6 protein-coding genes are annotated in these 11,995 nt (G+C 73.4%); all 6 read left to right on the forward strand.

The window, feature by feature from the left end; all coding sequences use genetic code 11:
* Positions 1-12 precede the first annotated feature (12 nt).
* The 6 genes from CXY01_RS11820 (at position 13) to CXY01_RS11845 (ending at position 11,995) form a co-directional block, all read left to right on the forward strand.
* A complete protein-coding gene (locus tag CXY01_RS11820) occupies positions 13-1,161 on the forward strand; it encodes a M48 family metalloprotease (RefSeq protein WP_146927639.1) in 1,149 nt (382 codons plus the stop codon).
* Positions 1,161-6,125, forward strand: coding sequence for an AAA domain-containing protein (locus CXY01_RS11825; RefSeq protein ID WP_146927640.1), 4,965 nt, complete (start codon positions 1,161-1,163; stop codon positions 6,123-6,125). The genes CXY01_RS11820 and CXY01_RS11825 overlap by 1 nt, the downstream gene beginning before the upstream one ends.
* A 108-nt stretch (positions 6,126-6,233) precedes the next feature.
* A complete protein-coding gene (locus CXY01_RS11830; RefSeq protein WP_146927641.1) occupies positions 6,234-8,471 on the forward strand; it encodes an exo-beta-d-1,3/1,6-glucosidase in 2,238 nt (745 codons plus the stop codon).
* A 34-nt stretch (positions 8,472-8,505) separates the two neighbouring features.
* Complete coding sequence (locus CXY01_RS11835; protein ID WP_146927642.1) at positions 8,506-9,174, forward strand: class I SAM-dependent DNA methyltransferase; 669 nt, start codon at positions 8,506-8,508, stop codon at positions 9,172-9,174.
* A 105-nt stretch (positions 9,175-9,279) separates the two neighbouring features.
* A complete protein-coding gene (locus CXY01_RS11840) occupies positions 9,280-10,506 on the forward strand; it encodes an ROK family transcriptional regulator (RefSeq protein WP_186813388.1) in 1,227 nt (408 codons plus the stop codon).
* A 124-nt stretch (positions 10,507-10,630) separates the two neighbouring features.
* Positions 10,631-11,995 carry an extracellular solute-binding protein gene (locus CXY01_RS11845; RefSeq protein WP_146927644.1) on the forward strand — a complete coding sequence of 455 codons (1,365 nt, stop codon included), beginning with the start codon at positions 10,631-10,633 and terminating at the stop codon, positions 11,993-11,995.

The raw sequence follows: 11,995 nt of genomic DNA on the forward strand, positions 1-11,995 counted from the left end.
GAGGGAGTGCGGGTGACCATCTGGGGACCGCTGGCGTACCACCGCGACGTCGCGACGATCCTCGAGCGCGAGAACCCCGTGGCGTTCCGGTCCCTCTACCCGACGGTGCCGACGGGCGAGCTCGAGCAGGTGCTGCTGCGGCAGACGTACCGGGTGGACCCGGTGGCGCACGCGGAGGTGCATGCCGCCGTGCAGCGTGCGGCGGACGCGCTCGGGGTCGTGCTGCCCATCGAGATCTACGTCGACGAGCGGGGCCAGGGCTCCGCGGCGGAGCTGGTGTTCGTGCCCGACCGCGCGGTCCTGGTGCTCAGCGGCGGCACCCTCAACCTGCTCGACACCGAGGAGCTGTGCGCGGTCGCGGGCCACGAGCTGGCGCACCACGTGCTGTGGACCGCGGATGACGGCCGCTACCTCGCGGCGGCCCGGTTGCTCGACGCGGCCGAGTCCGACGCCCGCAGCCCGTCGGAGTACCTGGAGACCGCTCGGCGCTACCGGCTGGCCACCGAGCTGGTGGCCGACCGCGGCGGGATGCTTGCGTGCGGCTCGCTGACCACGACGGTGAGCGGGCTGGTCAAGGTGGTCACCGGGCTGGCGAAGGTCGACTCCGCGGCGTACCTGCGGCAGGCCGCCGAGGTGGACTACAGCGTCCCGAGCTCCGGCAGCACCCACCCGGAGACGGTCCTGCGGGCCTGGGCGCTGCAGGAGTGGGCGGAGCGCGGCCCGGGTGCCGACGCGATGGTGGCCGCCGCGCTCGGCCCGCAGCTCGACCTCGCGGTGCTCGACGTGCTCGGGCAGGACCGGCTGGCCGAGGTGACGCGGTCGTTGGTCTGGATGCTGGTGGCCGACGACGCCGTCCGGAGCGAGGAGGCCCTGGACCTCGCGCGCCGGTTCGGGGTGGTCGTCGGCGGGACCCCCGTCATCACGGACATGCCCACCGCGCTGGGTGCCGAGACCCGCACCTACCTCGCCGCCGTGCTGCTCGACTTCGCGACGGCGGACGACGAGGGCGGCGCCGACGACCTCGGCGCGGTGCTGGCGCTCGCCCGCCGGGTCGGGCTGGGCGACGAGCTGCTGACGATGATCGGCGCCGAGCTGGACCTGGGGGACCGGGCCATGGCACGGGTCATGGCGTCGGCGGACGCCCCACGGGCGGTGCGGTGATGCGCCGGCTGATCTCCCGCGCGGTGGACCGGGGCGGCCTGCCTCCCGACGACGTCCTCGGGCTGCTGCTGCCGCTGTTCCGGACGGTGCAGGCGCTGCACGAGACCGGGCGCGTGGCGCCGCTGCGGGGGCTCGCGGCGCTCGACGACGACGGCGACGACCCCGTGACGATCGACGAGTCCCTGGCCGGGCCGCCGGTCCGGAACCGGTCCGCGCTCGCGGCCGCCGAGGTCACCGGGGCGGTCGAGGTGGACCACCAGGAGGCGACCGTCCGCATCGTCGCCGGATGGCAGCGGTGGGAGCACCTCGTCGGCCACCACGACGAGCTCACCGACGTCGCCAGCCTGGGCGAGCTGTTCGTCGCGCTCGTGTGCGGGCTGGACCTGGCGGAGGAGGACGACGCGGCGCAGCTCCAGCAGCGGCGGAACAACCTGTTCGCGCTGGCGCCGGGGCTGCACCCGGTGCTCGCGACGGTGGCCAGCTCGATGATCGCGCCCGACCGGCGACGCCGCGCGCAGGACCTCGCCGACGTGATCGCGCGGCTGGAGTCGTACCGCGACCAGCCGGAGGACTTCGACCTGGACCGGGTGCTCGGTGGCCGGGGCGATTCACGGGACGCCGTTCTCGCGCACCTGCGCGACCGGCTCTTCGACGCGTCCCGGCGCAACCCGCTGCTGCACTTCCGGCCCACCGGCCGGACGATCAACCTCACCGAGGCGTCCGTCCCGCTGGTGCTGGACGTGCGGCACATCCGCGCGTCGCAGCTGTTCACGTGGGGTGGCCCGGCGTCCGCTCGGCTGGTCGGCGGCAAGGTGCTCGACGTCGGCTCGCTGGTCCGCTGGGATGACGCCCCCTATGCCGCCGCGGCCCTGGACGCGCTGATCTCGTCGGCGCGCCGCGACCGCGCGGAGTACGGGCGCGACCAGCTTCGGCTGGTCGCGGCGTTCCTGCGCTGGCACGACGTCAAGAACGACCCGACGACGCCGATCGAGTCGCCGCTGGTCCTGGCGCCCGTGACGCTGACCAAGCAGCGCGGCGTGCGCGACGCGTACCGGCTGGAGCTCACCAGCACGGTCGCGGAGGTCAACCCGGTGCTCCGGCACCAGCTGGACGAGCTGTTCGGGCTGCGGCTGCCCGAGACCGTCGACCTGGCCGCCGACGGCGCCGTCGAGGAGCTGCGGGCGACCATCGAGCAGCAGGCCCGCGCGACGCAGCCGGCCGTGGTGGTCGGCCTCGTCGACAAGCCGCGCATCGAGCTGGTCCGGCACCGCGCCCAGCTCGCGCTGCAGTCCTACCGGCGACGCCGCCCGTCCAGCCGGCCGACGTTCGGCCGTCGTCAGTACGCCTACTCCTACCGGCGTCCGGGCTGGGCGCCGCTCGGCGTGCAGATCTACGCCGACCGGATCCAGCGGCGGCCCATCCCGCTGTCGGTCGAGCTGGGCGACGCACCCGCGCCGCAGCACATGGTGGAGACGTTCTCGCTCCAGACGGCCGCCGACGAGAACCCCTACACGTGGGACGTCGACCTGACGATGGTCACGCTGGCCAACTTCAACTACCGCACGCTCAGCCTGGTCCGCGACTACGACTCCCTGCTGGCCCAGCCGCTGCCGAACGCCGCGTTCGACGAGCTGTTCTCGACCGCCCCGCGGGACGTCGCTGAGCACGGCGCGACCGTCCCGGTGGCCGACCGGTACCTGGTGGTGCCGGCGGACGCGTCGCAGGTGGGCGCGGTGGCGCTGGCCCGCTCCGGGGACAACTTCGTCATCCAGGGACCGCCCGGCACCGGCAAGTCGCAGACGATCACCAACCTGGTCGCCGACTTCGTCGCGCACGGCAAGCGCGTGCTGTTCGTGTGCCAGAAGCGCGCGGCCCTCGACGTCGTGCACGCGCGGCTGCGGGCGCAGGGGCTGGGCGAGATCTGCACGCTCGTGCACGACAGCCAGCAGGACAAGAAGGAGTTCGTGCACGGCCTGCGGGACACGTACGAGCGGTGGCTGGCCGACGACGAGCCGCTCGAGGCCGTCGAGGCCCGCCGGGCGGCGCTGATCGAGGCGACGACGACCGCGCTGGCCGAGGTCGGTGCCTACGAGCAGGCGCTGTCCGGTGTGCAGGACGTGCTGGACCGGCTGATCGCGCTGCGCGGCTTCCGCTGGGGCGACGACCTGACGCCCGCGGAGCAGGCGCTGCTGCCCGAGCCGTCCGACTGGGTGCCGGCCCGCCCGCTGGTCGACGCGCTGGTGTCCGCGCTGGCCCGTGCGGGTGCGGCGCCGGTGCTCGCGCGCACCCCGGTCCGGCTGCTCGATCCCGCGATCCTCGACGAGTCCCGCGCCGACGCGGTGGTCGCCCAGCGTGCGCAGGAGGCCGTGCACGCCGTCGACGCGGTGCTCGCCGTGCTCGTCGCGGCGGGCGCGTCGGACGACGGTGACGGGCTGACCGTGGACGACGCCGACGCCGTCGGGCAGATGCACGCCGTGCTGGCCCCGCTCGTCCAGCGCGACCTCGGGTCGGCCGTCACCACGCGCACCCCGGCCGCGCGGCGGCTGCAGGACGCGACGGTGGCGTGGCGCGAGGTCGAGGCGGCGGCTGACGCGGCGGACCGGGCGGCGGCGGGCTGGCGCGAGCCGCTCTCGGCGCCCGACGCGGCGGCGGCCCTCGACATCGCCCGGCGTCGCGAGCCGTCCGCCCTGAAGTTCCTCGACGGCGGATGGCGGCGGGTGAAGCGGCTGGTCGCGACGGGGTTCGACGCGGGCGACCGGCTGGTCCGGCCGACCGTGACGCAGGCGCTCGAGCTGCTCGTCGCGCGGTACGACACCGCGGCCCGCGCCGACGCGCTCTCGCAGAAGCTCGCCCGCGACTGGGGGCACGGCGACCTCGCAGTGCTCAGCGACCGGATCACCGCGATCCGGCGGTACACGGGCGCGCTCGCGGTGTGGCGCACCCGGCTGGCGGACACCGAGCCCGACGACGTCCTGGACCGGCTCCCGGACCTGGTGGAGGCGGTCCGCACGTGCCTGGCCGGTCTGGTCGCAGGTGCCGACGACCTCCCGATGAGCGTGCTGCGCGAGGAGCTGCGCGGCCTGACCGGCCCCGACGGCCAGGCGCTCGTCCGTGCGGCGGCCGGCACCCTGCGTGACCTGGCCGCGGCGCCCACCGTGCTGCGCGCCCTGCGGCACCTCGACGCGTCCCCGGACCAGCTGGAGCACGCCGTCGTCGCGGCGTCGATGCGGGAGGCCCGGTCGCAGGAGCCCGCGTTGAACCGGCTCGACGGCGACCGGCTTGCCGACCTGCTGGACCGGGTGGCCGAGCGCGCCCCGGAGCTGCAGCGCGCGAACGCGCAGGTGGTGACCGCGCGGCTGCGCGCCCGCTTCACGCAGGCCGTCGCGCACTCGCAGCGCAGCGTCACGGGCATGCACGCCGAGGACCGCGCGCTCAAGGCGGCGTGGATGGCCGGTCGGCGGGAGCTGGAGCACGAGTTCGGCAAGGTCCGCGCCTACAAGTCGATCCGGCACCTCGCCTCGGCCGAGCCCGGCGTGGTCGTCGCCGCGATGCGGCCCGTGTGGCTGATGAGCCCGTCGTCGCTGTCGGACACCCTGCCGCTGGAGACGTCGTTCGACGTCGTCATCTTCGACGAGGCCAGCCAGATCCCCGTCGAGGAGGCCGTGCCCGCGCTGTTCCGCGGCGCGCAGGTGATCGTCGTCGGGGACCGGATGCAGCTGCCGCCGACGCGGTACTTCCAGGTGGGCACGCCCGCCTCGGACGAGCCGGTCACCGACGACGACGCGCCCGTCGGCGTGGTCCTCGACTCCGACAGCTTCCTCGCGGTCGGGTCCGTGCGGCTGCCGTCGACCATGCTCACCTGGCACTACCGCAGCCAGTACGAGGCCCTGATCCAGTTCAGCAACGCGGCGTTCTACGAGGGCCGGCTGACCACGATCCCGGACCGGACCCTGACACACGTCCGCGCGCGCCCGCTCGAGGTGACGGTCGACGACGCACCCACGCCGGACGACGTGGCCGCCGCCGTCGACGGCCTGCTCGAGCGCAGCATCAGCGCCATGCGCGTCCTCGACGGCGTCTACACCCAGCGCACCAACCCGCAGGAGGCCGTCTGGATCGCCCACCTGGTGCGCGAGCTGCTGGCGCGGGAGACCGGCCAGACGCTCGGCATCGTCGCGTTCTCCGAGGCGCAGCAGTCGGAGATCGAGCGTGCCCTCGAGCGCCTCGGTCGCGACGACGCCGAGTTCGCCCGCCGCTACGACGCCGAGGTCGCGCGCGAGGAGGACGGCCAGGTGGTCGGGCTGTTCGTGAAGAACCTCGAGAACGTCCAGGGCGACGAGCGCGACGTCATCCTCATGAGCGTCTGCTACGCCGCCGGGCCGGACGGGCGGATGCGCATGAACTTCGGGCCCATCAACAACGCGGGCGGGGAGAAGCGGCTCAACGTCATCTTCAGCCGCGCCCGCCGGCACATGGTGCTGGTCAGCAGCATCGACCACACCGCGATCACCAACACCTACAACGACGGCGCGAACACCCTGCGCGGCTTCCTGCACTACGCCGACGCGGTCTCCAACGGGGACTCCGCCGCGGCGGCGGGCGTGCTCGCCGGACTCCGCGAGCGCAGCGGACGCGTCGTGGCCGAGCCGGTCGCGCCCATCGTGGAGCAGATTGCCGACGCCGTGCGCGCCGCCGGCGTCGAGGTCGTCGCCGGGGTCGGCCAGTCCGCCTTCCGCGCCGACCTGGCGCTGCGCCCGCCCGGCGCGCGCGAGCACACCGTCGGCGTGCTCGTCGACCAGCCCGCCCGGCTCGTCGCGCACTCGCTCGACGAGCGCCGCGTCACCCAGCCGACCGCTCTCCGCTCCGGCGGGTGGCGCGTGGTGCAGGTGCTGGCCACCGAGTGGGAGTCCGACCCGGACGAGGTGGTGCGCCGGCTCGTGGCTGCAGTCGGTCAGCAGTCGTGACGCCCCGCGGATGAGGATCTTCACCTCTTCCGCGTCCGTCGTCGCACGCTCCTCTAGGGTGTCCCGCAGACATCACCGTCGAATCGATCCGACACCCGGGACCTCGCCATGACCGCGCCTTACCAGGACTCTGCCCTCCCCGTCGCCGAGCGCGTCGCCGACCTCGTCGGGCGCATGACGCTCCCGGAGAAGGTCGGGCAGATGATGCAGCTCAACGCCAAGGACGGGCTGGAGGACCAGGTCCTGCACCTGCACGTGGGGTCGATCCTGCACACGTCCCCGGAGCGGGTGCGCCAGGCGCACGAGCTCACCGCGCAGACCCGCCTGCAGATCCCGCTGCTCATCGCGGAGGACTGCATCCACGGGCACTCCTTCTGGGAGGGCGCGACGATCTTCCCGACGCAGCTCGGCATGGCCGCCACGTGGGACGCGGAGCTGGTGGAGCGGGGTGCGCGCGCGACGGCCGTCGAGGTCGCCGCGACCGGCATCCACTGGACGTTCTCCCCGGTGCTCTGCATCGCCCGGGACCTGCGCTGGGGCCGGGTCAGCGAGACGTTCGGGGAGGACCCGTTCCTCATCGGCGAGCTGTCGTCGGCGATGGTCCGCGGGTACCAGGGCGACGGGCTGGCGGACCCGACCGCCATCCTGGCCACGGCCAAGCACTTCGCCGGGTACTCCGAGACGCAGGGCGGCCGCGACGCGTCCGAGGCGGACATCTCTCGCCGCAAGCTCCGCTCGTGGTTCCTGCCCCCGTTCGAGCGCGTCGCCCGCGAGGGGTGCCGGACGTTCATGCTCGGGTACCAGTCGATGGACGGGATGCCGATCACCATCAACGACTGGCTCCTGAACGAGGTCCTGCGCGGCGAGTGGGGCTACGAGGGCACCCTGATCACGGACTGGGACAACGTCGGCCGCATGGTGTGGGAGCAGCACATCCAGCCCGACTACACGCACGCGTCGGCCGCGGCGGTGCGGGCCGGCAACGACATGGTCATGACGACGCCGGGCTTCTTCGAGGGTGCGCAGGAGGCCGTGCGGGAGGGGCTCCTCGACGAGGCCGCGCTCGACGCGGCGGTCGCGCGGATCCTCACGCTCAAGTTCGAGCTCGGCCTGTTCGAGGACCCGCGGCACCCGTCGGTGGAGCGGCAGACGGCAGTCATCGGCTCGGCCGAGCACGCCGCCCTGAACCTGGACCTGGCCCGGCGCTCGCTCGTCCTGCTCACCAACGACGGCACGCTGCCGCTCGGCCCGGAGCGGAAGACCGTCGCCGTCGTCGGACCCAACGCCGACGACCAGCACACGCAGCTCGGTGACTGGGCGGGCTCGTCCGGCCAGGCCGACTGGCTGCCCGACGGCCACCCGCGCGAGCTGACGCAGACGGTCCTCGACGGACTGCGCGACCAGGTGCCGGACGGCTGGACCGTCACGCACGCCCGCGGCGCGGACATCCTCACGCTCGGCGTCGACCCCGAGGGTGCGTTCTTCCCCGACGGCCAGCCGCGCCCGCAGGTGGTGCTGCCGGTGGAGCCCGACGAGGCGCTGATCGCCGAGGCGGTGGCCGCCGCGCGCGACGCCGACGTGGTGGTCGCGGTGGTCGGTGACCGCATCGAGCTGGTCGGTGAGGGCCGGTCGACCGCCACCCTCGAGCTCGTCGGCGGGCAGGTCGCCCTGCTCGACGCGCTGGCCGAGACCGGCACGCCGATGGTCGTCGTGGTGATCGCGAGCAAGCCGCACGTGCTGCCGCCGTCCGCCATGAACGCCGCCGCGATCATCTGGGCGGCCAACCCGGGCATGCGCGGCGGGACGGCGATCGCCGAGCTGGTCCTGGGCCGCATCGAGCCGTCGGGCCGCCTGCCCATCTCGTTCGCGGAGCACGTCGGCCAGCTGCCCGTGTTCTACAACCAGCTGCCCGGCCAGCACGGGACCCGGTACGCCGACCTGACGCAGCGGGTGCCGTTCGCGTTCGGCGAGGGCCTGTCCTACACCACCGTCGAGTACACGGACCTGCAGGTGGTCGAGCCGGTGCTGGGCGTCGACGACACCGTCCGCGCCCACGTCACGCTGCACAACACGGGCGACCGGCCGGCGCGGGAGACCGTGCAGGTCTACGTCCGCGACACCGTGACGTCCGTGACCTGGGCGACCAAGGAGCTCAAGACGTACCGGCAGGTGGACGTCGCTCCCGGCGAGCGGGTCGTCGTCGACCTCACGCTGCCCGTCGCGGACTGCACGCTGGTCGACGCCGGCGGCCGCCGGATCGTCGAGCCGGGGAAGTTCGAGCTGCTGGTCGGGCCCTCGTCGCGCGACGAGGTGCTCCTGCGGGCGGGGTTCGTGGTCACGGGCTGACCGGCCCGTAGCCGTCGGCCGGTACGGTCGCGCGATGAGCCTCGACGCGACGCGCGCGACCTACGACGCGGTGGCCGTCGACTACGCGCGGCAGGTCACGGGCCTCGACGCCGAGGGGCCGCTCGACCGCGCGATGCTCGCCGACTTCGCCGACCGTGTGGACGGTCCGGTGGCCGACGTCGGCTGCGGGACGGGCCGGATCACCGCGTACCTGGCCGGGCTGGGCATCGACGTCGTCGGCGTCGACCTGTCGCCGGGCATGATCGCGGTCGCCCGCGCGGTGTACCCGACGCTGCGGTTCGAGGTCGGGTCGATGACCGCTCTCGACCTGCCCGACGGGGGCGTCGCCGGCGTGCTGGCCTGGTACTCGATCATCCACACGCCGCCCGACGGGCTGGCGGCGGTCGTCGCCGAGCTGCGCCGGGTCCTGGCGCCCGGCGGTCACCTGCTGCTCGGGTTCCAGGCCGGGGCCGACGAGCACCGGGTGCTCACGCACGCGTACGGGCACGACGTGGAGTGCGACGCGTGGCTGCACTCGCCCGACACCGTGGCGGGCCTCCTGGAGGCTGCCGGGTTCGTCGTCGACGCGCGTCTGGTCCGCGAGCCCGCCGGCCGAGAGCGCCGTCCGCAGGCGAGCCTGCTCGCGTCCTCGGCACCACCGGACGAGCTCGTCCTGCCGGGGAGGGCGACCTCCCCGGCGTGACGCGGACGCGGGGACTCGCCTGCAGGAGCACCGCCGGCGGCCGGACGGCGCGGTGACATGATGTCCCGGCCGAGCGGATCGACGGACGTGACCGGGGGTGGACCAGTGCGCCGAGGGACGAACCTGCCGCGCATGGCGGGGTTCAACCAGACGGTGATCCTCGACGTGGTGCGGCGCGCCGACTCGGGTCTGACTCGCGCGCAGCTGGCCCGACGGACCGGGCTGTCCGCGCAGACGGTGACCAACGCGACGCGTCGGCTGCTCGAGCAGGGGCTGGTGCGCGAGGAGGGCGAGGGGTCGCGACTGGGTCCGGGCCGGCCGGGCACGCTGGTCCACCTGGACGCCCGAGGCCGCTATGCCATCGGCGTCCACCTGGACCCGGCGACCATGACGTTCGTGATCCTCGACCTCGCCGGCAACGCGGTGGCCGAGTCGCACCTGCCGGTGCCGCGTCCCGACCAGCCGGAGCGCGTCGTCGAGGGGATCGTCGGGGCAATCGAGCGTCTGGTGGCGTCGGCGGGCATCGACCGCGCCCTGCTGCTCGGCATCGGCATCGCGAGCCCCGGGCCGATCGACGTGGACCGCGGCATCGTGCTCGACCCTCCGCACCTGCCCGGCTGGGACGGCGTGCCGCTGCGGGACGCGGTACAGGCCGGGACGCAGCTGCCGGTGCTGCTGGACAAGGACACGATCGCCGCGGCGTCGGCCCACCTGTGGGACCCGGGCGTGCACCGGTCCAGCGAGTTCGTGTTCTTCTACCTCGGGACGGGCGTCGCGATGTCGCTGGTGATCCGCGACGAGGTGGTGCGGGGCGCGTCGGGCAACGCGGGCGAGGCGGGGCACTTCGTGGTGGACCCGTCGGGGCCGGTGTGCGACTGCGGCAAGCGCGGGTGCCTCGGGGCGGTGCTGGGCGAGGGGATCCTGGTGCAGCAGGGCCGGGCGGCGGGCGTCCCGCTGCCTCCGGCCGGCGACGTGATCGAGCTGGACCAGGCGTTCACCGCGCTGTGCGCGGCGGCCGACGCGGGCGACGCGCGTGCCGTCGAGGTGCTGGAGACGGCCGGCCGCCGGCTCGGCATGGGTGCGGTCGTGGTCACCGACCTGGGCGACCTGGACACGGTGATCGTCGGCGGACCGCTGTGGTCGCGCATGGAGCGGCACGCGATGCCGGCGCTGGAGAAGCTGGTGGCCAGCCACCGGGTGCCCAGCAGCTCGCACTCGGTCGCCGTCCTGGGCTCGCCGCTCGGCTCGCAGGTGGGTGCCGTGGGAGCGGGGCGGCTGGTGCTCAGCCAGGCGTTCACCCCACGTCCGTCGGACCTCCTCCTGCACGCCTGAGCACTCGTTCCTCGATCCGGACGAACCAGGATCTTGTTAATACGTCATTTCGCGTTAATAATCGAAGCCGGCGTGCGGCAACGAAGCCCGGCACGCGAGGAAGCACGGGAGCAAGGGAGCATCCATGCGTCTCAAGGCAGCAGTGGCCGCGTCCGGAGTGCTGGCGCTCGCCACCCTCACCGCCTGTTCCGGCGGCGGCGGTGGTGCGGACGGCGACAGCACGGACGGGGCCTCCACCGTCACGGTGGCGTACCAGAAGACCACCGCGTTCCACCAGCTCGACGACATGCTGCAGCAGGCCAAGACCCAGTTCGAGGACGCCAACCCGGACGTCACCATCGAGCTGCAGCCGATCGAGGCCGAGCAGGACCAGTACTTCACCAAGCTCGCCCTCATGAACGGCTCCCCCGAGACGGCGCCGGACGTCATCTACGAGGACACGTTCCAGATCCGCTCCGACGCGGCCGCCGGCTACCTGCTGCCGATCGACGACTACCTGGCGGAGTGGGAGGACTGGGACCAGTTCTACGAGAACGCGAAGGAGGCCGGGCTCGGCGACGACGGCAAGACGTACGGCGTCTCGATGGGCACCGACACCCGCGGCATCTACTTCAACAAGCAGATCTTCGAGCAGGCGGGCCTGCCGACGGACTGGCAGCCGGAGAGCTGGGACGACATCCTCGAGGCCGCGCGGACCGTCAAGGAGAAGGTCCCGGACGTCATCCCGCTGAACATCTACGCGGGCAAGGCGGCCGGCGAGGCCACCACCATGCAGGGCTTCGAGATGCTGCTGTACGGCACGGAGGACACCCTCTACGACACCGACTCCAGCAAGTGGGTCGTGGGCTCGCAGGGGTTCACGGACTCCCTCGAGTTCCTCGACACCGTGTACGGCGAGGGTCTGGCCCCCAGCCTCGACATCGCGCTCGACGCCGCGGTCGGCAACCGCGTCAGCACCGAGCTGCTGCCCCAGGGCAAGCTCGCGATGGCGGTCGACGGCTCGTGGATGCCGGGCGGCTGGATCTCGGGCGACAACGCGTGGCCCGAGTGGGAGCAGACGATGGGCATGGCCAAGATGCCGACCCAGGACGGCGGTGGCCCCGGGTTCACCTCGATGTCCGGCGGCTGGACGCTGGCGGTCGGCGCCAACGCGGAGGACCCGCAGGCGGCGTTCGACTTCATCACCACCGCGCTGAACAAGGAGAACACCTTCAAGTACGACACCGAGAACAGCCAGATCGCGGTGCGCAAGGACGTCGCCGAGGACCCGGAGTACACCGCGTACAACCCGTCCTTCGCGTTCTTCTCCGAGCTCGTCGACGTGACGCACTTCCGTCCGGCCACCCCGGACTACTCGCAGATCTCGTCGAACATCCAGGTGGCCGCCGAGGCGATGGCCACGCAGCAGCAGTCGCCGGAGGACGCGGCCGCCGCCTACGACGCCGCCGTGGTCGGGATCGTCGGCGAAGACAACACCACGACCGACTGA

Origin of the sequence: Cellulomonas xylanilytica (assembly GCF_007989805.1) — a bacterium.
Classification (GTDB): Bacteria; Actinomycetota; Actinomycetes; order Actinomycetales; family Cellulomonadaceae; genus Cellulomonas; species Cellulomonas xylanilytica.

Bases quoted from the DNA above. Each gene is read 5' to 3' on its own strand.
- CXY01_RS11825 (WP_146927640.1), top strand. From the start codon at position 1,161: ATGCGCCGGCTGATCTCCCGCGCGGTGGACCGGGGCGGCCTGCCTCCC.
- CXY01_RS11830 (WP_146927641.1), top strand. From the start codon at position 6,234: ATGACCGCGCCTTACCAGGACTCTGCCCTCCCCGTCGCCGAGCGCGTC.
- CXY01_RS11835 (WP_146927642.1), top strand. From the start codon at position 8,506: ATGAGCCTCGACGCGACGCGCGCGACCTACGACGCGGTGGCCGTCGAC.
- CXY01_RS11845 (WP_146927644.1), top strand. From the start codon at position 10,631: ATGCGTCTCAAGGCAGCAGTGGCCGCGTCCGGAGTGCTGGCGCTCGCC.